The following is a 23955-nucleotide window of genomic DNA, read 5'->3' on the forward strand; positions in this document are numbered from 1 at the left end:
CCTTACCTGTGAAAAGCGGAGCGGACAATGCGCGGCGACCACCTGATGCTCCGCTACGGGAAGACGACCGTGGTGCACGGAGTATCGGTCGAGCTGCGTCCCGGACGGGTCACGGCACTGGTCGGGCCGAACGGCAGCGGCAAGTCCACCCTGCTGCGGGCGCTGGCCCGGCTGCACGGCGTGGACGAGGGCGTGATCATCCTCAAAGAGCAGCGGGCCGACCGGCTCAGCGCGCGGGAATTCGCCCGCGAGGTGACGCTGTTCGCGCAGTCGCGGCAGGCCCCGCACGGGCTGTCGGTGAGCGACGTGGTCGGATTCGGGCGTCATCCGCATCGGCGCCGGTTCGCGGGACCGTCGCCCGCCGATCGGGGCGCGGTGGAACGGGCGATGGCGCTCACCGGCGTACGGGAAATGTCGGAACGCCCTGTGGGTGAGTTGTCCGGCGGCGAGATGCAGCGGGTCTGGCTGGCCGCGTGCCTGGCCCAGGAGACCGGCGTGGTGCTGCTCGACGAGCCGACCAACCACCTCGACCTGCGCTACCAGATCGAGACGCTCGACCTGGTCCGTGATCTCGCCGACGAGCACGGCGTGGCCGTCGGCATCGTGCTGCACGACCTCGACCACGCGGCCCGGGTCGCCGACCACCTGCTGCTCCTGCACGCCGGGCGCATCCACGCCGCCGGCGAACCCCGCGAGGTGCTCACCGCCGCCCACCTCACCGAGGTCTACGGCCTGCGGGTGGACGTCGAGGTCGACGCCCGCACCGGCCGCATCCGTATCGACCCAGTCGGAAAGAAAGTGAAGTAGATGAAGCGCCTGACGGCCACCGCGGCCGCCCTCCTCCTGACCATGACGGCTTGTGGCACGACCACGGTCGAGGAACCGGTCGCCCAGACCGCATCGACGTCGCAGACCTGCGCCGATGACACCACGAAGACCTCGACCGACCCGGTGTCCATGACCGACGGTGTCGGCCGCAAGGTCGAGCTGGCCAAGCCCGCCTCGCGCGTCGCCGTGCTGGAATGGCAGCAGACCGAGGACGTGCTGACGCTGTGCCTCACGCCGGTCGCGGTGGCCGACCCCAAGGGCTACGGCACCTATGTGAAGGCGGAACCGCTGCCCGCGAGCGTGATCAGCACCGGCGAGCGCGGCGAGCCCGACCTGGACGCGCTCTACGCGCAGAACCCCGATCTCATCGTGGTCGAGGCGTTCAAGGCCGACGACGAGCTGATCACCAAGCTGGAGAAGCGCGGCGTGCCCGTGCTGGCCACGGTCGGTGCCGACGCGTCGGGGCAGATCGAGAACATGAAGAAGGTGTTCTCGATGATCGGGCAGGCGACCGGGCGCACCGAGCGGGCCGATCTGGTGCTCAAGCAGTTCGACACGCACCTGGCCGAGGCCAAGGCCAAGGTGACGGCGGCGAACGTGCAGGCCAAGGACTTCCTCTTCTTCGACGGGTGGATCGAGGGCGGGAACGTCGTCATCCGCCCGTACGGGAAGGGTGCTCTGTTCACCGAACTCGGCGAGCAGCTGGGGATGACGCCGGCCTGGACCGACAAGATCAATGCGGCCTACGGGAGCGGGGGCGTCGATCCGGCGTACGGGCTGGCCCAGACCGACATCGAGGGACTGACCGCGGTCGGCGGCGCCACGCTGTTCTACTCCGACGACGAGACCCCCGACAGCTACGTCAAGGACCTGGTCAAGAGCCCGATCTGGACGGCTCTCCCGGCGGTCAAGGAGGGCCGCGCGTACGCCTTCCCGGCCGGCGTCTGGGGCGCGGGCGGCCCGCTGTCGAACGAGCAGGCGATCGACGCCTACGTGAAGATCCTGACGAAGGAGTGAGGCGCGTTCGCGGGGCGGCCGTCCTGGCCGTCCTGCTCCTCCTGGTCGTCGTGACCGGGCTGTGGCACATCACGCAGGGCACGTCCGGGGTCGGCTTCTGGGACCTCGTCGGCGGCCGGGGCGACGTCGGGGGCGTACCGATCAGCGACGTGCTGGCCGGTTCCCGGCTCCCCCGCGTGCTGGCCGGCATCGCAGTCGGCGTGGCGCTCGGCTCGGCCGGGGCACTGCTGCAGTCGGTCACCCGCAACACGCTGGCCGCCCCGGACACGCTGGCCGTCACCTCCGGCGCCTACTTCGCGCTGTGCCTGGTCTCCGCGTTCAGCCTGACCGTGCCGCTGTGGGCGTCGGGAACCATCGCGTTCGTCGGCGGCCTGCTCGCCGCGGCCCTGGTGCTCGGACTGGTCGGCACGGCCTCGGGCACCGCGTCGACCCGGCTGATCCTGGCCGGGTCGGCCGTCGCGATGGCCCTCGACGCGGCCACGGCGATGCTGCTCATCCTGTTCAAGGAGAGCACCACCGGCCTGTACGCGTGGGGCAGCGGCTCGCTGGCCCAGCTCAACATCGACGCCGCCGTCCGGGCCGTCCCGGTCATCGTGGTCGTGCTGGTCGTCGCCCTGCTGCTGTCCCGGCGGCTCGACGTGCTCGGCCTGGGCGACGACGCGGCCACCTCGCTCGGCGTGCCGGTGCGCTCGACCCGGGTCGTCGCCATCCTCTGTGCCGTGTTGCTGACCAGCATCTCGGTGACCCTGGCGGGACCGCTCGCGTTCGTCGGGCTGGCCGCTCCGGTAGCGGTCCGCCTGATCGCGGGCCGGATCGGCCGGCACGCCTTCCTGATCCCGGCCTCCGGGCTCGTCGGCGCGCTCTTCGTGCTGCTGGCCGACTCGGTGCTGCGGGCGGTCATGGGTGCCCAGGCGGCCGCGTCCATTCCCACCGGCATCCCGACCTCGCTGCTCGGCGCGATCGTCATCGTGATCCTCGCGCTGCGTCTGCGCGACGGCGGCACGGCGCCGGTTTCCCGGATAAAGCTGCGGACGCGCCGTCGTTTCGTCACCGTCCTGATCGTCGCGGCCGTGCTGTTGCTCGCGGCAGCGGTGCTGGGACTGCTGGCGGGGAGCCTCTGGTTACGTACGGGAGACATCGCCCTCTGGTTGCAGGGCGCCGCACCCGATCTGATCGGACGTGCGCTCGACGACCGGGCCCCGCGGGTGGCGGCGGCCGTGGTCGCCGGGGCCGCACTCGCCCTGGCCGGAACCCTCGTGCAGGGCACGGTCCGCAACCCGCTGGCCGAGCCCGGCATCCTCGGCATCACCGCCGGCGCCGGGCTGGGCGCGGTCATCGTGGTGACCTCGGCCGCATCCGGGGGCCGCACCGCGCTGATCGTCACCGCCGTCGCCCTCGGACTCGGCACCTTCGCGCTGATCGCCGTGCTGGCCTGGCGCGGCGGCCTGCTGCCGGACCGGTTCCTGCTGATCGGCATCGGCTGCGGCTACGCCCTGGGCGACGTCAGCACGTTCCTGCTGCTGCGGGCCGACCCGTGGGACACGCCGCGCATCCTGACCTGGCTCTCCGGCACCACGTACGGCCGATCATTCGCGGACGTGCTGCCGGTCGCCGTGGTGCTGCTGCTGGCCACGCCGGTGGTGCTGGGCCTGCGCCGCGAGCTCGACCTGCTGGCCATCGACGAGGACACTCCCAAGATTTTCGGCGTACGCCGGGAGGGTGCGCGACTGTCGTTGCTGACGATCGCGGCCGTGGTGGCGGCGGTCAGCGTGATCGCGGTCGGGGTGGTGGGCTTCGTCGGTCTGGTCGCGCCGCACATCGCCCGCGGTCTGGTCGGCGTGCGGCACGGGCGGATCGTCCCGGTCGCCATGCTGATCGGCGCCTTGCTGGTGAGCCTGGCCGACACCCTCGGCCGTACGGTGATCGCCCCCTCGCAGATCCCGGCCGGGCTGATGATGGCGCTGATCGGCGCGCCCTACTTCATCTGGCTGCTGCGGTCACAAAATCCCGGACCAGGGCGCTGATCAGTTCCGGACGCTCGGCCACGAGGTGATGGGTGGTCCCCGGCACCACGCACAGCTGCGCGCCGGGGATCGACGACGCGATCAGCAGGCTGTGCCCGGGCCGGATGGTGTCCCGATCCCCCGACATCACCAGCACCGGCGCGGTGATCCGGGCCAGGTCGGCCGGGTCGATGTGCGGCTCTTTCAGCCAGAGACGAAAGAGCCTTTCCAGTACGACGTCCACGTGCCCGGGCCCGTCCGGAGAGAGCCGCTCGTAGTGCATCCGTTCGACGTCGGGCTTTTCTGTTGGCTCTTCCACTTTCTGGAGGGATCCGGCCCCGTCCTCAAAGGCTGACGGGTCGAGGTTCGCACTGATGGCGGTCAGTGAACGCACCCGCTCGGGATGGTCGAGGGCGAGGAACAGGCCGATGATCGCGCCGTCGCTGTAGCCGACGATGTGCGCCGACTCGAGGCCGACCGCGTCGAGGTAGGCCAGGGTGTCGGCGACCATACGCGGGTAGTCGTACTCGCCGTCGATGTCGGCCGACCGGCCGTGCCCGGGACGCTCGAAGGCGTACACCCGATGGTCGGGCACCAGCGCGTCGGACTGCGCCCGCAACGATTCGAGCGAGCAGAACCCGCCGTGCAGCAGCAGGACCGGTTCACCCTGGCCGGCGATCTCCGAGTAGAGATCGCCGTCACCGATCCGCAGGTAGCCCATGATCGGCAAGCCTAGTCTTCTCCAGCGGGCCGATCCGGGCCGTCGCGGTGGACGTCAGCTTGGACCACATGGTCGCGGCCTCAGGCCGAACGCGCTGCGGTGGAAGACCAGCGGCAGCGAGTGGTCGGCGTGCTCGACCGCGTGCAGGCGGAGCAGGACGATCGTGTGGTCGCCGGCCTCCACCTCGCGGTAGATCGTGGTGTCGAAGCGGGCGAGCCCGTCCGGCAGGGTCACCGCCCCGCCCTCGTTCCGCACGACCTCGACGCCGGTGAACCGTGCCGCGACCGGCCCGGCGAGCTGGCGGGCCAGGCCGCCGTGCCGGTCGGCCAGGATCGTCACCCCCAGGCGGCCGGAGCGGCGCAGATCGGGCCAGGTCTTGGAGGTGTTGGCGATCGAGAACGACACGAGCGGCGGGTCGAGGCTGACCGACGTGAACGAGCTGGCCGCGAGCCCGACCAGCTCGCCGTCGACGTGGGCGGCGACGGCCACGACGCCGCTGGGGAAGATGCCGAAGGCCTGACGCAGGCGGATCGGATCCAGGTCCTGGTTCGTGGGGAAGGCTGGTGTGGAATGTTCTGTGGTCACGGCGGGCGACCTTTCAGCGTGGTGCGGATGGCGAGCAGAGACCTCGCAGGCACGGCGGCGTGCACCCGGCCTCACGTTAGCAAAAATCCTATAGGACTACTAGGGATTGATCCGGGCTGCTCGTTTCTGCTGACGGCAGATCCGTTGGGCGCGTTGTCTGCTGACGGCAGATCGGCTTGGTGGGCCGCCCTCGCGACTTGGAAGGTGGAGCCAGCCAAGACGAACGAGAGCGAGGCCGGCACATGCCATCGACCAACGGAGCCAGCCCGTGGAACGCGGGATCGATCGACGACCAGGTGGCCGCGCGGCTGCTGCACCAGCGCATCATCGTGCTCGGGACGGAGGTGGACGACCAGGTCGCCAACCGGTTGTGCGGGCAGTTGCTGCTGCTGTCGGCCGAAGACCCGCGCGGGATGATCAGCCTCTACATCAACTCGCCGGGCGGGTCGGTCAGCGCGGGGCTGGCCATCTACGACACCATGCGGCTGATCCCCAACGACGTCAGCACGCTGGCCCTCGGGCTGGCCGGCAGCATGGGACAGTTCCTGCTCACCGCGGGCACGCCGGGCAAGCGGTTCAGCCTGCCGCACGCGCAGATCCTGATGCACCAGGGCTCGGCCGGATTCGGCGGCACCGCGGCCGACGTCGAGATCTACGCCGACCAGCTCGACCGGGTCGGCACCATGCTGCTGCGTCTGACCGCCGAGCACACCGGCCAGCCGATCGACACGGTGGAGAAGGACAGCCGGCGCGATCGCTGGTTCACCGCCGAGGAGGCACTCGCGTACGGGCTGATCGACCATGTCCTCGACAGCGTCGACGACGTGCGCCCGACCATGTCACGCCAGCCGATGGGATTGAGCGCATGAGCCAGTACACGATTCCCACCGTCGTCGAGAAGACCCCCAACGGCGAGCGGGCGTACGACATCTACTCGCGCCTGCTGTCCGACCGCATCATCTTCCTCGGCACCGAGATCGACGACGGCGTCGCCAACGTGGTGATCGCCCAGCTGATCCACCTCGAGTCGGCCGGTGAGCAGGAGATCGGGCTCTACATCAACTCGCCCGGCGGATCGTTCAGTGCGCTGACCGCCATCTACGACACGATGAATTTCGTACGCTGTGACATCGCCACCACCTGCGTCGGCCAGGCGTCGTCGGCGGCCGCGGCCCTGCTCGCCGCCGGGACGCCGGGGAAGCGATCGGTGCTGCCGCACGCCAAGGTGACGTTGCACCAGCCGTCCAGCCAGGCCCGCGGCACGCTGCCCGACCTGGCCGTGGAGGCGAAGGAGGTGGCCAAGGTGCGGGCCGAGATGGACCGGATTCTCGGCCGGCACACCGGGCACCCGGTGGAGAAGATCCGCGCCGACACCGACCGGAGCATGGCGCTGACGGCACCCGAGGCGGTCGCCTACGGCCTGGCCGACCGGGTCATCACGTCACGCCCCGAGCGTGCCTATCGGTTGTCGGCTGCGAGTTGAGGCTTTTTCATAACTGAGGCGGGGCCCCGCCTCAGTTATGAAATTGGCCTCAGGCGGCCAGCAGCATCACGCTGCCGCCACCGAAACGGCCCGGGGTCTGGGGCGTGACGGGGGCGACCGGGGCCAGGCGGAAGACGGGGGCGCGGTGCTCGACGAGCTCGTGCCCCACCTCGGCCAGCAGGTCGGACAGCTCGATCTGAAGGGCGTCGCACACTGCGGCCAGGATCTCGGAGCTGGGCTCCTTGCGCCCCCGCTCGACCTCGGACAGGTAAGGCACCGAAACGGCGGCCGCCCGCGCGACCTCGGCCAGCGTGCGCTCCTGATCGAGCCGATGCCGGCGCAGCACGCGACCGATCAGCGTGCGCAACAGGGGCCGCCGCGAGTTGTCCGCCATAGCGTGACCGTACCCAGGCCCCGGCGCCCGGCGATACCACTTACGCCGCAGGCGTAGAGGCTGTCGTTTTCGTCCAAGACCCCCGCCGTGATCGTCTTCTAGCCTGGTCCTCGTTCGATCGTCTCGAAGGGGTCAGGAAATGCGCGAGCTGGTTTACACGGGGTTCATGTCGCTCGACGGCGTCGTCGACTCGCCCGGCGGAGCAACCGAGGGCCACCGCAGCGGCGGCTGGGTGTTCCAGGACATCGAGTTCCGCCCGGAGGTCTACACCCTCAAGGGCGAGGAACTCCAGGACACGTCCGCGCTGATGTTCGGCCGCACCAGTTATGAGGCTTTCGCCCCGTTCTGGCGAGACTCGGAGGACCACAAGGACTACAAGGACCTTCCCAAGTACGCGGTCTCGACCACCCTGTCCGACGACGACCTGCTCGACGGCTGGGGCGAGACGACGATCCTGCGATCCACGGATGAGATCGCCGCGCTGAAGCAGACCGAGGGCGGCGCGATCTTCATCCACGGCAGCGCCGACCTGGCCCGGCGGCTGAGCGAGGCGGGCTTGATCGACCGCTACAACTTGCTGGTCTTCCCGGTGCTGCTGGGCGCGGGCAAGAGCATCTTCAGCCGGGCCGACAACGACAAGCGAATGCTGAAGCTGCGCGAGTCCGAGCCCTACGCGAACGGCGTGGTCAAAATGATCTACGAGGTCCGCTGAACCCGCCCCAGCCGCGACAACCCACCGCTTGCTTCTGGGAGTATCGTGACTCAGCGCCTGGCGCGATGCTTGATCTTTCCGTGCGGACGATGCCCTTCCCGGTAAGGCTGACCGACCCAAAACTACATCGCTAACACTTTCGCGCGAATCGTCGATGATTTGGCGTACCGCCGTATAGTCAGTCGCTCGACGACACAACCATCGAACCTCACCTATCACCGCTGTTTGCACCAGTGTCACCCGCACCATCAAGCACGCATCTATCCGAAGTCGGTCTTTGCGATGCCGAGGTGGGACCACGCCGTGGCCGACGCGCAGGACGACGTGTCTTGCCGATGATGTTTTGGGCGGGCCTGTTCGTGAGTTTCGGGGCGACCCACGATGCACCCCGGTAAGTCTGCGGTCGGAGACCCGACTGGCAGCTAGCACGCCGGTTCTTCCGATGTCAGGATGTCGGGATCGTTGCGGCGCGCTCTTGAGGGGTCTCGATGGAACGAGTGTTGGCAGTGCGACTTGAGGACGCGGATCAAATTCGTGTCGCCGTAAAAGCCGAGCAAGTCGGCGGGGCGTTGGTCGGCAAGGAAGATATCGTCGCCCGTCTCTCATCAGTCACACGCCCCATTCAGCAGCTCGGGCACGAACTGCTGCAGGCGGTCAAGGCGGCCGGGCCGGACGCGGCAACCGTCGAGATCGGCTGCAGTTTGGCCATCGAACAAGGACAGTTGATCGCCCTGATCGGTAAAGGGACCGGCGAGGCGAGCATCAACATTACTTTGGAATGGCGACGTCAGCCGACGCCGGCTGGCTAATCATGAGCGCGCCCGCCATACCGTTCGACGAGCTTCGCCATTTACTGAAACGCTGCGTCGCACTGGTGGTCGTCGACGGCTCACCGATCGGCACAGCGTTCTTCGTCGACGACCGCAGGTTACTTACCTGTGAGCACGTTCTTACCGGAACGCGTGTTCAAGTCAGGCCTTGGGACAGGAATGCCGGAGAATCGGAGATCCTCGAGGTAATCGATATCGTTTCCGATGAGGTCCATGATCTCGCTCTCCTGACCGTCGACGCGCCCAAGAAGGCTGGCTCCCGTACCGCAGTCCTGCTCGGGACAAGCCTGCTGAACGCCCAGTATTGCGTGGCCGGATACCGTGACATTGCCGGGTATGAGCCGGCGCTCGAGGCACCGGACGCTGTGGGCGATCCCCGAGAGCAAGCACCTGGTCAGCCGCAGACCTTGGAATTACGCAACATTTGGATAAGCGGCGGGCTGAGCGGCGGTCCGGTCATGAATCTGACCACGGGCGCGGTCGTTGCGGTCACTCGCCTGGCCCACTACCTGGATAATAACGTAGGCGGCGCCGGAACACCGGTATCCCAGGTTTTCCAATCATTTCCAGCGCTGCGTTCCTACCAGTCTCAACCGCCGGTCGAGGCTCGCGCCTGGCGTGAACTGCTCGGTAAGGCGAAATGGGAGGCTCTGGGGCTGAGCTGGGCAACGGAGTCCACCGTCAACCTCTACGTCTCCGGCGATCTACGGCGGTGGCGGATCGGGCTCGGGCACGAAGGCTTGTCTCCCGACGATGACATCACGGGCAACAATCTGGGCGAGGAGATTGCCGAGGCACTGTTTCGATGGGCCCGACGTCGGAGGGTACGAGACAAGGCGGAAGTTGCACTTCTCGGGCGCCTTCTCGCAAGCGCCTTGTTCCCGGGCCGCGTTGGCGAGGAGTTACAGCGACTTGCCCTGGCCGACAGCACGCTCATTCGGCTGCACGTCGAGAACGAGAACGAACTGGCCGACATCCCGTGGGAACTCGCAGCTGTTCCGGGTTCCAACAAGGGCTACCTCTCCACCAACGAACGCATCCAGTTCACGCGAGCAATTCCGAACACTGACGACGAGTATCAAGGCTCGTGGCTGGAACAGACGTCGGAGACCGTGCTGCCGGTAATCGCCCAGCCTCCCGAGTGGGCGGACTCCTATCCCGCTATCTGCCACGCACGCCGACAGATACCCTGGCCCAAAGAGGACGAACTGCGGTCAAATCTTGAAGGTTGCCTCGAGCGCAATGGTATCGAATTCCGTCGCGCCGCCCTGAACCCGCGATACACCGACGTCGAGGCCAATTTCAGCAAGCACGAATACGCGGCCTTCCACTATGTCGGATTCGGAAAGGTTGAGGACGACGTCGCGCACATGACCTTCGTGGAGAACGGCGATCCGCAGTGGAAAGAGGTGGCCGAGGTTTTGACGGCAGCCGGCGAGGGTGGCATTCGGCTCGTGGTGCTGGAATTTGGTATGCCGCCAGAGGTTCAAGAGCTCAAGCCAATATCACCGAGCAGCCTCGGCAACTGCCTGCCAAGCGGCATCCAAGCGGTAGTCGTCACCAGCTACCCCGTTCACCCTCGGCAATACTGGCGATTTGATTCAGGATTCTATGAGGCCCTCGGTAAGGAGCGCACTTCGGTAGAGAGCGCGGTTCAACGAGGGCGCCGACTGGTCAGCAAGGACAGCCCGGTCGAGGACGCTGCGGGTTTTGGTTGGTTCACGCTCCTGACTGCGGGCCGTAATGGGCTGCACCTCCGCCCGCCTCTCCCAACCGGCCCCGCCTCGGAACTAAGCACCCAACAGACGCAGATTCCACCCCGCGTCAACAAGCCAGTCGGCACATCCGCAACGGAGCGAACGGATGAATTCCTTAGGTGACATACTTGCGGCACTTCAGGAAGAACTACAACGAGACCTGGACGTCGATCTCGGCATCGATAGCTTGGCGCACACCGCTCAGTTGGCCACCACCCACGATCATCTGAGAAAGGTGCGGCGTTCCGTCAAGGAGCGTCTGGTCATGGTAGACGAGGCGCGTATACGTCTCGCCTCCGTACTGCCACTCATCGAACAGTTGATGCAAATCTGGCGCTTCACCCCTTATGGCTGGCCGGAGACTCGCCGGAAGCTACTCGCCGCTCTCGAGTCGGAGAACCTTGCCGGGGTGGGGCCGTGGCTCGAATTCGCTTGGGCCGCCTTGGCGGAGGGCCGATCTGACTCGCTGACAAGGCTGCTCTCCGACGTTCCCCTGCCCGACGGTGCCCAAGCTCTCACTGAGCGCGCGACGGCGGCCGCAGTGGGACTTCGCCTACGGGACCTCTCGCCGGTCGAAGAGTTCCTCGTTCGCGGCCGTGCCGGGGTAGAGGTTGGCGGGCAGATCACGCCGCCGGGTCAGACACGAGCCAGTTTGATCGAACTGCAGCTCAGACTGGCGGCTACTGATGGCCGGTGGCGTGACGTGGACGTGTTGCTCGCCGACCTGGATCGCTGCAGCCCAGAAGCAGAAACAAGTGTCTACCGTGCCATGATCAGCCGCCTGAACAATTCGGCCCCGGCCGAAGATGCAGACGGAAATCCTTCGGATCTCACGGGGAGCAGCCTAGAGGTGGGCGCGGAGATAATTGCGCGCGCCCGGCAACAGAAAGACAACGATGAATGGGTACGGTCAGCACATCAAACGATCGAAGGCCTACCCACCCTCGCGGATGTCCGATCGGAGCTGGACAGGCTCATTCTCCCGGTTCCAGAACTTTGGTGGGCAGTCGCTGTTCGAGCCACGCGGGAGGGCGACTCGGCAACGGCATCGGCCGCTCTCGATACTGCAAGCACGCAAGCAGGGCCGAGCGATTATGTCCTCGATGCGCACATATGCCAGACCCGAGCGAGCTTGGAAAATCAACCCGATGAAACCGCACGACTGCTGGTCCAGGCAGGACTCGATTGGGTTTCATACGGTGATGTCGAAAACGCAAGGTCAGCTTACGAACGCGCCCTCAGTGAATTCGGCTCGACGGCATCCCGCCAGGAAGTCGCACAATGTCAGATGAGACTGTCCGACTGCGTGATTGCTTTGGCTCAAGATAAAGCCGCAAGTGCTTTTGAACAGCAGATTCGTGATGGCCTCGCTCGCCTCGATGAGTCTCGCCAAGTGTTCGATGGAGATCTCGGGAGCTACAGCTGGTGTTACATGACCGAGGCACAGGGGCGAGATTACATCGCGCGACTCATGATCCCGGACCGGTCTGAGCAGCAGTGGCTTGCGTTCTCCGCCGCATTGCGCGCTGTTGCGTATGACTTGGATTCGGGCGACCGCTGGCAACTTCTGGCCTCGACTGCCGACAGCTTGGACATGAACGCGGTCGCTCTGTGGGCATCCGCACTCGCCGAGGAGCGAGATCCCAGCGAATCGGTGATTTCTACACGAATCAGCGTGCTCTGCAATACTGGCAATTACAGCGATGCCCTCGAACGGTTGGACCGCATGCCGGCCGACGCTTGGAGCGCAGCAATCAGGGCTAACTGCCTCTTACGAATCGGCAGCGCGATGCGTGCACTCGATACCTATGGTGAAATTGTCTTGGACCCCATTATGACCTGGGCCTGGTCGCAATATCTCATGACGTCCGTCATCGCCCGTGATCAGCGCAAAGTACACAACCTCGCGCGTCAACTCGAGGACGCTCTCGAATCACGTTCCGAAGAGTTCGAGGTATTGATCGCCGGCGCAATAGCGAAGCTTGTCGTTGATGCTCCGCGCGATGTCATCATGATTCTTTCGGAAGCGGTTGACACCGCCACCGGCAGTGACCTGCAAGACGCGCTCCAGATCACGGCAATCGCACGGTTCGTCGACGGAGATCCCGCTACCGGACTTGCGACACTGAGGGAATGGGTCGCCGCCATATCTCCTATGATAGCGGCCACAGAGTGGCGAATGGTGACACGCCCATTGCTCGAGGCGTTCATGGAGATGCGCAGGCTCCCGCGACCGGACGTAACTGAAATCGAAGCCTTGATCGATGCGACTACGCGACCGTCGTCGACCGACCCGATGAGCGACGCCAGAGCGGTCGCGTCACGGGCGACCACGTCTCCGGACGTCGTCGACGCGGCAGTCTCTCTGCTGGCCGCAGTGGTCGAGGTGACGGAGGACTCGACAAACGGTTCCGCTCTTGCTGCGTTGCCAGAGCGTTGGGGCGCAGAGAAGAGGCGCATGGAGGAGCAGCGCTCGGTCAGGCGGCCTCCGTTCGAGACCATGAAGCCAGACGAGTCAGAAGGCCAGTCCGATGATCGAGCCTGGAATGAACCGGACATCCGATTAAGTCTGCCGACTTCCTGGTTCGATGGGCACGATGATCCTGTGAGCACTCATCCGTTGTTCCGCAGGGCTCTTCCGGAGGCGCGTGCCGTCGCTGATTGGGCCCTTCCGAGCGTTGCCATCAGGGCCTCCGACGAGCTTGAACCGGACGGATACTCCCTACAAGTCGCGAATGAGGTCATCGCAGTCGGACAGATGCCGCTCAACGCCTGGTTCGTACCGCTCGGTGCACTGGGACAATTTCCCGAAATTGAAGAGAAGGCAGACGATGTGTATCGGCCCGCCTGGCTCGATATTGAGTTGATGCCCGGCTCCGGTCGGATAACGCGCGTGAGCCGGGAATTTCGAGATCTGCTCGTCTACGACCGCTGGGATCTCGTGGCGAGGCTGGTCACCTCGGTGATGAGTCGCAGCGCATTGGACGGGAAGAGGTTTTCCGGCGATACGCGGAATAACATTGGCGTCTAGAGATCGGTCCGAATCATTCGATCACCAGCCGACGGAAGTCTTTCAGTACATCGCCCCGAGAGCAGCGATCAGCTACAGAGCTAGCTCCGTGATGTCCCGGCCCGGCGGATGCGGCAGTCACGGCTGGACGAGGACCGGCTGGTCCAGGTCGAGGGAGATCGCGCCGCCGGTGCCGTTGCGCAGCTGGCGAGGGGTGCGGCCGATGAAACGGCGTAGGGCTCGGGCCAAGTGCGGCTCGTCGAAATAGCCTAGGTCGGTTACCACGTCGGCTACCGGGCTACCGGCCGCCAGTAGGGATGATGCGGACGTTACGCGTTCGATCTGGCGGAGCGTGCCCTGGGCGAAGCCGGTTGCGGCCCGGAAGCGGCGTTCCAGGGTGCGCGGGGTTACGCCGGGGTGGCCGCCTCGGCGGACCTCGGCCACCAGGGGGTCGCGGACGATTGCGCCGGCTCGGATCAGGCGGTTGACCAGGGCCTCGGCGTCGTCGGGGCCCGGCGTTTCCCAGCGTGAACCGTCCAGCCGGAAGAAGCGGTCGGTGGTGTCGGGCAAGTCCAGGCCGCCGTTGAGCAAGGTGGACGTGGGTAGCGCTCGTAGCGAAGTGCCTACCGCGAAGTCGATGCCGGTGAACGTGGCGCCCTCGGGGACCGGTGCGGTGCGGACGCCGGTTTCGGGGCCGGTTACGGAGGCGTCCGAGTGGCCGTGCTGCTGCCAGAACACCAAGCCCCAGCTCACGGCTGCGGTCGAGGTCATCTCGGTTACGCGCTCGCTGGTGCAGGTCCACACGCCGCGGACCCACGGGGAATCCGACTCGCGCGTGTCGAACCGCAGGTGCATCGGGAAAGCGTACGGGAAACCGGTTTTATTGCATTGATGTTTCTTGATGGTTGACAACGCTGTCAGGCTCACGCAATTCTTGGGAGCGCTCCCAAAAATCCCCCGTGAGGTGAGACATGATCAGACGTAGAAGATGGCTGGCGGGACTGGCCGCCGCGATCGCCGCCGCCGGACTCGGGCTGGCCGCCACCGCCCAGCCGGCCGCGGCGGCGACCGGCATCAAGGTCAGCGGCACCCAGATCCTCGAGGGCAACGGCAACCCGTTCGTCATGCGCGGCGTCAACCATGCGCATACCTGGTACGCGGACCGGTTCTCGTCGCTGGCCGACATCAAGGCGCTGGGCGCCAACACCGTCCGCGTGGTGCTCAGCACGGGCGACCGGTGGACGAAGAACGACGCCGCCGACGTGTCCCGGGTCATCGCCGAGTGCAAGCGGCTCAAGCTGATCTGCGTGCTCGAGGCCCACGACACCACCGGCTACGGCGAGGACGCGGCGGCCACCACGCTCGCGAAGGCCGCCGACTACTGGATCAGCGTGAAGAGTGCGCTGGACGGCCAGGAGAACTACGTCGTCCTGAACATCGGGAACGAGCCGTACGGGAACACCAACGCCAGCGGCTGGATCGCCGACACCAAGAATGCGATCACCCGGCTGCGGGCGGCCGGCTTCGCGCACGCGCTGATGGTCGACGCGCCCAACTGGGGCCAGGACTGGCAGTTCATCATGCGCGACAACGCGGCCTCGGTGTTCGCTGCCGACACGCAGAAGAACACGATCTTCAGCATTCACATGTACGGGGTGTTCGACACCGCGGCCGAGATCACCGATTACGTGGGCCGGTTCCAGACGGCCGGGCTGCCGCTGGTGATCGGCGAGTTCGGGTTCAACCACTCGGACGGCAACCCGGACGAGGACACCATCCTGGCCACCGCGCAGGCCCGCGGCATCGGATATCTGGGCTGGTCGTGGAGCGGCAACGGCGGCGGCGTGGAGTATCTCGACATGGTCACCGGGTTCAACCCGGCCCAGTTGACCACGTGGGGGCAGCGCATCTTCAACGGCGCCAACGGGATCAAGTCGACCGCGCGTGAGGCGACCATCTATGGCGGCGGGACGACTACGCCCCCGACGACGCCTCCCACCACTCCCCCGACCACGCCGCCCACGACACCGCCGACGACTGGTGGCTGCACGGCTACCTATGCCGTCACCGGCTCGTGGGGTTCCGGGTTCCAGGGGGCGGTGACCGTCACTGCGGGCGCTTCGGCGATCCGGGGCTGGACCGTCACGTGGACCTGGCCGAGCGGGCAGCAGTTCACCAACTCGTGGAACGCGACCGTGACCACCTCGGGCAGCGCCGTCACGGCCCGCAACATGTCCTACAACGGCGCGCTGGCCGCCCGGGCGAACACGTCGTGGGGCTTCACCGCCTCGTATACGGGAACCAACACCGCTCCCGCTGTCACCTGTACCGCCGCTTAGCGGCACAAAGACGCCGGGGCCCGGCCACCTGGCCCCGGCGTCGCCGAACAAAGAGCGCCCAGCTGCGAGGATCCAGCAAGACGCTGCGAGCATCGGCCTACCTGGTTCCGGGTCCTGCTTCCTACGGTTGATCACGTTGTCCCCCACCAGGAAACGGTGTCTGACATGACCGCCAGGAACCAGGTCGACCTGATCTTCAAGTACCGCGTCGCCGACGAGGCCCGCTTCGCCGAGTCGCAGGAGCTGATCTATCCGCGGACCGAGGCCGACGAGCCGTACCTGATCGAGTACCAGGTGTTCCGGCAGCCGGACGGTGTACATCTGCAGCACGAACGCTATTTCGACGAGGACTCGATCTGGCGGCATCTGGAGGTCACCGCGGCCGGTCAGCAGGCGTGGAACGAGGCCACCGAGCTGATCGAGGTCAACGTGATCGGCCCGGTCGGGGAGAAGTTCCGCGAGGCGTTCGCCGGGCCGGCCGTCTTCTTCTACGACCGGGTGCGCGAGGTCGTTCGCTAGAGCCGGGAAAAGCGCCAGGCCGTAGCGTGGTGATCATGGAACGGCTCGACGAACTCACCGGCCTGATCGAGCGGCACGGGCGCCCGGGCGCATTCCGGACGCCCGTCCCGCGCCTGACCCTGGTCCGCCAGGATGGCCCGGCCGACCGCGTCGACCTGCACTACTCCACGATGATGTGCCTGGTCGCACAGGGGCAGAAGAGCTTTACCGACACGTTCGTCGGCGCGGGCGAAGTGTTCCTCAGCATCCTCGACACCTACGTCCTCGCTGACATGAGCGCGGGCTATCGGGCGGCGGTGCTGGAGATCGAAACGAGTCTGCTCCTCGACATTCTCACCGCCGATCCGCTGCCGCCCCCGTCGGGCGTGCCGCGCGCCTTTGCCAAGGCCGGGGCGGACGCCGCGCTCGTCGACGCGGTGACCCGCTGGGTGCGTCTGCTCGACGAGCCGGACACCGCGGCCGCCCTGGCGCCCCTGGTCGAGCGCGAGGTGTTGATCCGCCTGCTCACCGGCCCGTTAGGCGCCACCCTGCGGGCCGGCGTGCGGTCACGGCCGGTCGTCGAGGTGCGCGCCGCCGTCACGTTCATCGTCGAGCACCTCACCGAGCCGTTCACGGTCGGCGACGTGGCCCGGGCGGCCCACGTGAGCGAGGCGACGCTTTTCCGCCTGTTCAAGGCGACCCTCGGCGTCACGCCCGTCCAATACCGCCAGGCGCACCGCCTCCAGCGCGCCCGGAGCCTGCTGGCCGCCGGCGCACACACGGCCGAGAGCGCCGCCCTCGCCGTCGGTTACCGCAGTGCGAGCCAGTTCGGCCACGACTACCGGGCCCGCTACGGCCGGACGCCGGGGCGCGACCGTGAGCATCTGATGCGCCCGGACGTCCGTGCGACCGCGACAAGGCTGCTCAGCTTTTGACGGCCACGCCGCAGAACTGGTTGACGTCGACGTCACCGGTGCCGGCGTCCGGGCGCCAGCGGTTGCACGGCACGACGACGCCGGGCGAGATCAGTTCGAGCCCGTCGAAGAAGCGGGCGATCTCCGCCGCGCTCCGATATTTGATCTTCGGGGTGCCGCGCTCGTTCCAGAACTCGACGATCCGGTCGGCCTCGGCCTTGTTGATGTCGTCGCAGCCGTGCGCGATCGTCAGGTAGCTGCCGGCCGGAACGGCGTCGACCAGCGTACGGACCGCGGCCCGCGCCTCGTCGTCGTCGCGCAGGAAGTGCAGGATGCCGAGCAGGTTCACCGCGACCGGCTGGGAGAAGTCGAGCGTGTCCGCCGCCGCCCGGAGGATGGTCGACGGGTCGTTGAGGTCGGCCTCGAAATAGTCCGTACGGCCGGTCAGCAGCTTACGGGCGTGGGTCAGCACCAGCGGATCGTTGTCGACGTAGACGACCCGCGTCTCGGGTGCCACCGCCTGCGCCACCTGGTGCGTGTTGTCGGCCGTGGGCAGACCGGAGCCGATGTCGAGGATCTGCCGGATGCCGCCCTCGCCGACCAGGTAGCGAACCGAGCGCCGCAGGAACTTCCGGTCCTCCTGGGCGAGCGTCACGATCGAGGGCAGGATCCCGGCGATCACGTCGCCCGCCTCGCGATCGACCGGGAAGTTGTCGGTGCCGCCGAGCCAGTAGTTCCAGAGTCTGGCCGAGTGCGGTGTGCTCGTGTCCACGGCTCCCCCGTCCACAATGGTCCGAAGGCCCTATCGTGTCAGCTCCACCACCCGGTCGGCCACCGCGGCGACGGCGGAATCGTCGAAGAGAATCGTGTAGTGGTTGACGTCGGGCACCAGTTCGGCGGCGAACGGCACCGAAGGTTCGTCGTACAGGCCCGGCGTCTGGTTCTGCAGCCCGCGCGGCGCCCACATCAGCCGGGCCGGGCAGCGCAGCCGATTGACCGCGTCGACGGTCGCGCGGTCGATCAGCGTGTCGGTTCCATCCGCCCGTACGGCGTCAATGGAGCACGACGACCGCATCGACGGGGCTGATCCGGTCAGGTCGCGCCGGACGTACGCCTCGACGGCCGGTGACCAGTCGTCGCGCAGGGCCGGGTGGGCATGGAAGAAGTCGAGGTAGGCCCGCTCGTCGGCGAACGTCATGCTCAGCCGCTGGACGGCCGGCCCGATCACCGCGGTCAGCACGGCGTCGACGTCGACGTCGGGCGGCACCGGGAAGGCGACGCCGCCGTCGATCAGCAGCACCTCGCTGACCCGGCCGGGGTGGGCGGCGGCGGTCGCGGCCACCACGAACCCGCCCATCGAATGCCCGGCCAGCGGCACCCGGTCCAGCCCGAGATGGTCGGCCACGGCGATCAGGTCGTCGGCGTGGGCCATCATCCCGTACGGGCCGGGAAGCCCGCCGCTGTGCGCCCGGCCCCGCAGATCGGGGGCGACCAGCTGGACCCGCCCGGCCAGGGCCTCGGCCAGCGGCGCGAAGGCCATGGCGTTGGCGGTGATGCCGTGCGCCGCGATGACCACCGGCCCCTCGCCGGGCCATCGGCAGACGCGCAGCGAGCCACCGCGTACGGGAACATCGAATTCCTCGGGTGAAGGCATCAGTGGGCCGTCCATCCGCCGTCGAGCGCGATCGACGCGCCGGTGATCAGGTCGGCGACCGGGGTGCACAGGTAGGCGACCAGCTCGGCCACCTCCTCGGGCGTGATCAGTCGTTTGATCGCCGGCCGCTCGAGCATGATCTTCTCGATCACCTCGGACTCGCTGATGCCGTGGGCCGCGGCCTGGTCGGCGATCTGTCTGTCGACCAGCGGGGTGCGTACGAAAGCGGGATTGATGCAGTTGGAGGTCACGCCGCGGCCGGCCGCCTCGAGCGCGATCGTCTTGGACAGGCCCTCGAGGCCGTGCTTGGCGGTCACGTAGGCCGATTTGTAGGGCGAGGCGATCAGCCCGTGCACCGACGAGATGTTGATGATCCGGCCCCAGCCCCGCTCGTACATGTGCGGCAGCACCCGGCGGGCCAGCCGGAACGGGGTCTCGACCATGAGCCGCTGCAGGTAGGCGAAACGCTCGGGCGGGAACTCGTGGACCGGCGCCACCACCTGCAGCCCGGCGTTGTTGATCAGCACGTCGACCTCGGCCCGGAGGGTGTCGGCGACGTCCGGGTCGGCCAGGTCGGCCACGACGGCCCGGCCCCCGATCTGCTCGGCGTCCGCCTCGTGGACGTCCACCAGCAGCACGTCGGCGCCCGCCGTGGCCAGCCGGGTCGCGATCGCCCGGCCGATTCCGCTCGCGGCCCCCGTAACCAGCGCCGTCCGGCCGGTTAGGTCGAGCGCGACCACCTGATTGCTCATGATCCGAACCTAGAACGACGGTCCCGATCCGGCCAGTCTTGTGTCAGGATCAGCCGATGGAGACCCGTGATCTTCGCGTCCAGGCCCGCGGCATCACCCAGAACGTGCTGGTCGGCGGCCCTGCGGACGGGACGCCGCTGCTCCTCGTGCACGGCAACTGCTCGTCGGCCGAATTCTGGGCGCCGCTCATCCGGCGGCTGCCCGACGGCGTCCGGGTCGTGGCCCCTGACCTGCGCGGATACGGCCGCAGCGAGACCGCCCCGGTGGACGCCACCCGCGGGCTGGGCGACTTCGCCGACGACGTGGCCGCCCTGCTCGACGACCGTGAACTGTTTCCGCAGGCCGGGCCGGTGGTGCTGGCCGCCCACTCGATGGGCTGCGGGGTGGCGATGCAGTTGCTGGTCGACCATCCGGGCCGGTTCGCCGCGATGCTGCTCGAGGCACCGCTGAGCCCGTACGGCTTCGGTGGCACCCGCGACCTCGACGGCACCCCGACCACGCCCGATTTCGCGGGCACCGGCGGCGGCACGGCCAACCCGGATTTCGTGGCCCGCATCCAGTCCGGCGACCGCACGGACGAGTCCCCGACCAGCCCGCTCTCCGTGCTGCGCTCGGCCTACGTGGCCGACCCGGCCGCGCTCGGCGAGGACGAGCAGCTGCTGCTCGACACGGTGCTGAGCACGGCGATCGGCGAGGACAACTACCCGGGCGACGCCAAGGCGGTGTCGGAGTGGCCGGGTGTCGGGCCGGGCGACCGCGGCGTGCTCAACACCATGGCGCCCAACCACTTCAACCTCGCCGAGGGCCTGGCCGCCGCCACGGCCAAGCCCCCGATCGTGTGGGTCCGGGGCGATCGCGACGCCATCGTCTCCGACACGTCGCTGTTCGACCTGGCCTACCTGGGTTCGCTCGGCGTGGTGCCGGGCTGGCCCGGGGCCGAGGCGTGCCCGCCGCAGCCGATGGTCGGCCAGACCCGGGCCGTGCTGGAGCGGTACGCGCAGAACGGCGGGACCTTCCGCGAGGTCGTCTACGACAACTGCGGCCACTCACCGCACGTCGAGCGACCGGCCGAGGTCACCGCCGAACTGCTCGGTCTGCTCAACCTTTAGCGCTTGCGGGCCTCGGCGCCGACCTCGTACGGGATCGGCTCCCAGGCGGCGTTCTTGCCCACCGTGTCGTCGCCCTCGATCTCCTCGGCGACCCGCCACACGTTCAGGCCGGCGCTCTTGGCCTCCTGCAGCGTGTCCTCGTCGTACTGCGACGCCCGGAACGAGTTGATCATGTAGGTGCGCGTCTTCATGTATTCGACGTAGCGGTTGTGGTGCGCGTCGTCGAGCCCGAGGGCGGCGAAGACCGCGACCCGGTCGCCGTCGGCCTTGGCGACCCGCCACTTCGGGATGTTCGGGATGTCCTTGGGCTCCGGGTGCACCCACTTGGGGAACTTGTAGAGCGCGCCGTTGCCGCTGTGCGTGGTGCGCATGCTCCAGACGGCGAGGTCACCGACCCGGGTGCGGACATAGACATTTTTCCCGTACGCATGGTCGGTCGTGTTGTGCGACTTGGCCCGCAGGTTGAGCCCGCCCGTGTGCGACCAGTGGTCCTGCAGATAGATGCCGAACCGCAGCAGCGTGTAACGGCCCTTCCAGTCCGGCCCCTTGGGGTCCTTGCGGTCCACGTTGTCCTTGTGGAAGCCCCGCTGGCTGGAATTGATCGTGAACGAGCTGTCTCCCGAGTACCAGATGTCGTCGCTGCCCAGAAGCTGCTTGGCGACACTCACGAAACGGCCGTCGACCAGCACGTTACGCATCTTGGGGTTGGAGAGCAGGTCGCCCGGGCCCCGGCCGCGCGACGCCATGGCGTTCTCACGGATACGCTGGATCTCGTCCCGCGAGTAGGCGTTCCGGATGATCTGATAACCGTTTTCCCAGAAGGCGTTCGCATCGACGGTCAGCTCGTTGGCCATTGATTCCTCATCCGATTGCTCGACGTTTTTTCCGAAGGCAACGAAGCCGGAAAAGGCTCCCCCGTTGCACGCAGTGAAGCTTCTGGTGCCGGGGACCCGGGCACAACGGCCGGTTCGGGGAAATCTCGCTCCCGTCGCGCGGTGAAACGTCAGTGAAGCCGGATTGAAGCTTCGCCCTGCCGCCAGTACTGCCCGACCAGCAGACTCACTCGGAAACGGTCGTGCGAGAGCTGCTCGACCAGGTGCACGCCGACGAGCCGGTCCAGATGCCGGCGTACGGTCTCGGCGGGAAGCCCGGCCATCTCGACCGCCGCCGCCGTGGTGAACGCACGGCTGGTGTGGGCCAGCCGCCGCATCAGGCCGGCCGTCTCGGGCTCGAGCCGCTCGTACGACCAGGACAGGGCACGCGACAGGTCACCGGACAGAGAGATCAACCGGTCCTCCGCCTCGATCAGCTCGGCCAGCCACGACGCCGGATCCATCTGCGGCATCCGTGCCATCCGCTCGGCCAGGACGCGCAGCGCCAGCGGCGTGCGGTCGCACAACGCGGCCAGCCGGACCGCCTCGTCGGACCGGGGATCGAGCCCCAGCATGGCCGCCGCCTCGGCCGGCTCCAGACGGGGCACGGTCACCCGGACCGCGCCGTCGTGCACCACCAGACCCCGTAACTGGTCGCGGCTGGTGACGACCGCGGTGGCGCCGGGGCCGGGCAGCAGCGGCCGCACCTGATCGGCGTCGAGCGCATTGTCGAGAAGCACGGCCAGGCGGCGGTCGGCGGTGCGGTCGCGGAAGAGCTGAGCGCGGGCGGCGACCCCGTACGGAATCTCGTCCTCGGCGATACCCAGCCCCTCGAGCAGGGTGCCCAGCGCGGCCGAGCCACCCCGCGGCGGCTCGTCGGCGTAGCCCCGCAGGTCGACGTAGAGCCGGCCGTCGGGATAGGTGTCGGCCTTGTCGTGGAGCCAGCGCAACGCCAGGGCGGACTTGCCGATGCCGGCCGGCCCGTCCAGCACGAACATGGTGGCCTGCTCGTCGGCGTGCCAGTCGAGCGTGGCGAACTCTTCGGCACGGCCCACGAAACGTGGCGGTACCGGCGGCAGGTTTCGCGGGGCTCTCGGCGTCTCTTTCGGTGGCGGGCCGGCCGCGGGTTCGGACAGCAGCGGATGTGGGCCGGCGCCCCGCAGGATCTGCTGGTGCACGTCACGCAGCTCGGCGCCGGGCTCGACCCCGAGCTCGTCGATGAACCGGCGCGTCACCGTCTGATAGGCGCTGAGGGCCTCGGCCTGCCGCCCCTGCCGGAACAGCGCGGCCATCAGCTGCACCCAGAACCGCTCGCGGAACGGGTGCTCGGCGGTCAGCTGCCGCAGCTCGGCCACGATGCCCTCGGTGTGCCGCCGGAGCAGGTCGACCTCGATGCGCCGTTCCAGCGCGAGCAGGCGGCGCTCGTCGATCGGCGGCAGGTCGAGCTCGGCCAGCCACGGCGACGCGACATCGGCGCAGGCCGGCCCGCGCCACAACGCGAGCGCCTCGCGCAACAGCCGGGCCTGCTCGTCCAGGCTCGGCGCGGCCGCGGCCTCGGCGACCAGCCGGTCGAAGACGTGCAGATCGAGATCGCCCGGCTCGACGAGCAGCGTGTAGCCGGCCGGCCCGGTGACCACCGCGCCCGGCCAGGGCAACTCGTGCCGCAACCGCACGATGTTGGTCTGCACCACGCGCCGCAGCGAGTGCGGGGCGTCGCCGGACCACATGCGCTGGGCCAGCTGAGCCACCGACAACTGTTCGTTCGCGTGCAGCAGCAGGGCGGCCAGCATGGTCCGGACCTTGCCGCCGGTCACCGGCCGGGTCTGCTGCTCGTGCTCCACCAGCAGCGGACCGAGAATCCGATATCGCACGCCGTCCTCCCCCGTGAGATGCCGACCCCCTCCGGCCGGGTGCGAACAGGGCGAGGACGTCGCAGAACCACGGCCGAACATTTCGACGTTTCGAAAACCTGGCCCAGACCGTAGACACCGAGCCCCGCCCACGCCACCCCGCGGCGGGCAAAGCGGGCTTTCCTAGACTGGGCGCATGGGCGAGCAGATCAACCAGAAGGACGATCAGGGGCGCGAGACCGGACCGTGGGAGGAGACATTCGCCGACGGTTCGGTGAGTGGTTTCGGCCGGTACGAGAACGGCAAGAAACACGGCGAATGGAAATACTTCGCCAAGAACGGTAAGGACAAGGCCGTCGGTCGTTATGCGGCGGGTGAATTCGAGGGCGCCTGGACGTGGTGGCGCGAGAGCGGTCAGCTGCTGCAGACCGCCGAATTCAAGGACGGCAAGCAGCACGGGCCGTGGAGGAGGTACCACCCGGACGGCACGCCGCAGCAGGAGGGGCAGTACACCGACGGCCGGAAGACCGGGCGGTGGAAGACCTACGGCACGGACGGCAAGGTCACCGAGAAAATCTTTAAAGATTCCTAACAGCTATTGACCAGGGGTGACGCCGTCGGATTCAG

At 67.7% G+C, this 23955-nt stretch carries 22 protein-coding genes and 1 pseudogene; 14 read left to right on the forward strand and 9 right to left on the reverse strand.

What is annotated here, in order from left to right:
* Positions 1 to 27 precede the first annotated feature (27 nt).
* Genes KOI35_RS30245 through KOI35_RS30255 form a run of 3 tightly spaced genes read left to right on the forward strand, consistent with a single transcriptional unit; the run spans position 28 to position 3869 of the window.
* On the forward strand, positions 28 to 807 hold the full coding sequence (locus KOI35_RS30245; protein ID WP_215792071.1) for an ABC transporter ATP-binding protein: 780 nt from the start codon (positions 28 to 30) through the stop codon (positions 805 to 807).
* The gene (locus KOI35_RS30250) at positions 808 to 1845 is read left to right on the forward strand and encodes an iron-siderophore ABC transporter substrate-binding protein (protein ID WP_215792072.1); all 1038 of its coding nucleotides are present in this window, start codon (positions 808 to 810) and stop codon (positions 1843 to 1845) included.
* Positions 1842 to 3869: an iron ABC transporter permease gene (locus KOI35_RS30255; RefSeq protein ID WP_215792073.1), complete on the forward strand. Its 2028-nt coding sequence runs from the start codon at positions 1842 to 1844 to the stop codon at positions 3867 to 3869. Before KOI35_RS30250 ends, KOI35_RS30255 begins: the two co-directional genes overlap by 4 nt.
* Here the strand turns inward: KOI35_RS30255 and KOI35_RS30260 are convergent.
* Both KOI35_RS30260 and KOI35_RS30265 read right to left on the reverse strand, forming a co-directional pair.
* Positions 3826 to 4569 (reverse strand): alpha/beta fold hydrolase, encoded by a 744-nt coding sequence (locus KOI35_RS30260; protein WP_246614045.1) that lies wholly within the window; start codon positions 4567 to 4569, stop codon positions 3826 to 3828. The genes KOI35_RS30255 and KOI35_RS30260 overlap by 44 nt on opposite strands.
* A 54-nt stretch (positions 4570 to 4623) precedes the next feature.
* Positions 4624 to 5154: a flavin reductase family protein gene (locus KOI35_RS30265; protein ID WP_215792074.1), complete on the reverse strand. Its 531-nt coding sequence runs from the start codon at positions 5152 to 5154 to the stop codon at positions 4624 to 4626.
* Positions 5155 to 5396: 242 nt separating this feature from the next.
* Between KOI35_RS30265 and KOI35_RS30270 the strand changes: the two genes are divergently transcribed.
* Positions 5397 to 6023: a ClpP family protease gene (locus KOI35_RS30270; protein WP_215792075.1), complete on the forward strand. Its 627-nt coding sequence runs from the start codon at positions 5397 to 5399 to the stop codon at positions 6021 to 6023.
* Positions 6020 to 6637 (forward strand): ClpP family protease, encoded by a 618-nt coding sequence (locus tag KOI35_RS30275; RefSeq protein WP_215792076.1) that lies wholly within the window; start codon positions 6020 to 6022, stop codon positions 6635 to 6637. The genes KOI35_RS30270 and KOI35_RS30275 overlap by 4 nt, the downstream gene beginning before the upstream one ends.
* A gap of 154 nt (positions 6638 to 6791) precedes the next feature.
* Here the strand turns inward: KOI35_RS30275 and KOI35_RS30280 are convergent.
* A pseudogene (locus tag KOI35_RS30280) lies at positions 6792 to 7031 on the reverse strand (helix-turn-helix domain-containing protein); the annotation flags it as partial.
* Positions 7032 to 7170: 139 nt separating this feature from the next.
* Between KOI35_RS30280 and KOI35_RS30285 the strand changes: the two are divergent.
* The 4 genes from KOI35_RS30285 to KOI35_RS30300 all read left to right on the forward strand — a co-directional run bounded on the left by KOI35_RS30285 (position 7171) and on the right by KOI35_RS30300 (position 13361).
* Positions 7171 to 7743, forward strand: coding sequence for a dihydrofolate reductase family protein (locus KOI35_RS30285; RefSeq protein WP_215792078.1), 573 nt, complete (start codon positions 7171 to 7173; stop codon positions 7741 to 7743).
* A 488-nt stretch (positions 7744 to 8231) separates the two neighbouring features.
* Positions 8232 to 8552 carry a CU044_2847 family protein gene (locus tag KOI35_RS30290; RefSeq protein WP_215792079.1) on the forward strand — a complete coding sequence of 107 codons (321 nt, stop codon included), beginning with the start codon at positions 8232 to 8234 and terminating at the stop codon, positions 8550 to 8552.
* 2 nt (positions 8553 to 8554) lie between these two features.
* The gene (locus KOI35_RS30295; protein WP_215792080.1) at positions 8555 to 10453 is read left to right on the forward strand and encodes a S1 family peptidase; all 1899 of its coding nucleotides are present in this window, start codon (positions 8555 to 8557) and stop codon (positions 10451 to 10453) included.
* Positions 10437 to 13361 (forward strand): hypothetical protein, encoded by a 2925-nt coding sequence (locus KOI35_RS30300; protein ID WP_215792081.1) that lies wholly within the window; start codon positions 10437 to 10439, stop codon positions 13359 to 13361. Before KOI35_RS30295 ends, KOI35_RS30300 begins: the two co-directional genes overlap by 17 nt.
* A 117-nt stretch (positions 13362 to 13478) precedes the next feature.
* On the opposite strand, the gene KOI35_RS30305 is transcribed toward KOI35_RS30300, so the two are convergent.
* Positions 13479 to 14195 (reverse strand): helix-turn-helix domain-containing protein, encoded by a 717-nt coding sequence (locus KOI35_RS30305; RefSeq protein WP_215792431.1) that lies wholly within the window; start codon positions 14193 to 14195, stop codon positions 13479 to 13481.
* 116 nt (positions 14196 to 14311) lie between these two features.
* On the opposite strand from KOI35_RS30305, the gene KOI35_RS30310 reads away from it, so the two are divergent.
* The 3 genes from KOI35_RS30310 to KOI35_RS30320 all read left to right on the forward strand — a co-directional run bounded on the left by KOI35_RS30310 (position 14312) and on the right by KOI35_RS30320 (position 17112).
* Entirely contained in the window at positions 14312 to 15679 is a 1368-nt protein-coding gene (locus KOI35_RS30310) for a cellulase family glycosylhydrolase (protein ID WP_215792082.1), read from the forward strand.
* A gap of 165 nt (positions 15680 to 15844) precedes the next feature.
* Positions 15845 to 16198, forward strand: coding sequence for a hypothetical protein (locus KOI35_RS30315; RefSeq protein ID WP_215792083.1), 354 nt, complete (start codon positions 15845 to 15847; stop codon positions 16196 to 16198).
* Between the two features lie 35 nt (positions 16199 to 16233).
* On the forward strand, positions 16234 to 17112 hold the full coding sequence (locus tag KOI35_RS30320; RefSeq protein WP_215792084.1) for an AraC family transcriptional regulator: 879 nt from the start codon (positions 16234 to 16236) through the stop codon (positions 17110 to 17112).
* On the opposite strand, the gene KOI35_RS30325 is transcribed toward KOI35_RS30320, so the two are convergent.
* Genes KOI35_RS30325 through KOI35_RS30335 form a run of 3 tightly spaced genes read right to left on the reverse strand, consistent with a single transcriptional unit; the run spans position 17102 to position 19497 of the window.
* Entirely contained in the window at positions 17102 to 17863 is a 762-nt protein-coding gene (locus KOI35_RS30325; RefSeq protein WP_308121222.1) for an SAM-dependent methyltransferase, read from the reverse strand. The two genes, KOI35_RS30320 and KOI35_RS30325, sit on opposite strands and share 11 nt — an antisense overlap.
* 30 nt (positions 17864 to 17893) lie before the next feature.
* On the reverse strand, positions 17894 to 18745 hold the full coding sequence (locus KOI35_RS30330) for an alpha/beta fold hydrolase (protein WP_215792085.1): 852 nt from the start codon (positions 18743 to 18745) through the stop codon (positions 17894 to 17896).
* Positions 18745 to 19497: a 3-hydroxybutyrate dehydrogenase gene (locus KOI35_RS30335; RefSeq protein ID WP_215792086.1), complete on the reverse strand. Its 753-nt coding sequence runs from the start codon at positions 19495 to 19497 to the stop codon at positions 18745 to 18747. The genes KOI35_RS30330 and KOI35_RS30335 overlap by 1 nt, the downstream gene beginning before the upstream one ends.
* Before the next feature lie 56 nt (positions 19498 to 19553).
* Between KOI35_RS30335 and KOI35_RS30340 the strand changes: the two genes are divergently transcribed.
* Complete coding sequence (locus KOI35_RS30340; RefSeq protein ID WP_215792087.1) at positions 19554 to 20606, forward strand: alpha/beta fold hydrolase; 1053 nt, start codon at positions 19554 to 19556, stop codon at positions 20604 to 20606.
* Here the strand turns inward: KOI35_RS30340 and KOI35_RS30345 are convergent.
* Complete coding sequence (locus KOI35_RS30345; RefSeq protein ID WP_215792088.1) at positions 20603 to 21460, reverse strand: phytanoyl-CoA dioxygenase family protein; 858 nt, start codon at positions 21458 to 21460, stop codon at positions 20603 to 20605. The two genes, KOI35_RS30340 and KOI35_RS30345, sit on opposite strands and share 4 nt — an antisense overlap.
* A gap of 149 nt (positions 21461 to 21609) precedes the next feature.
* The gene (locus tag KOI35_RS30350) at positions 21610 to 23349 is read right to left on the reverse strand and encodes an AfsR/SARP family transcriptional regulator (RefSeq protein WP_215792089.1); all 1740 of its coding nucleotides are present in this window, start codon (positions 23347 to 23349) and stop codon (positions 21610 to 21612) included.
* A gap of 175 nt (positions 23350 to 23524) precedes the next feature.
* Here KOI35_RS30350 and KOI35_RS30355 point away from each other — a divergent pair, with 175 nt between their 5' ends.
* Positions 23525 to 23920, forward strand: a complete 396-nt coding sequence (locus tag KOI35_RS30355; protein WP_215792090.1) for a toxin-antitoxin system YwqK family antitoxin — start codon at positions 23525 to 23527, stop codon at positions 23918 to 23920.
* Positions 23921 to 23955: the final 35 nt, after the last annotated feature.

The sequence above is a fragment of the Paractinoplanes bogorensis genome, assembly GCF_018829635.1.
GTDB lineage: Bacteria > Actinomycetota > Actinomycetes > Mycobacteriales > Micromonosporaceae > Actinoplanes > Actinoplanes bogorensis.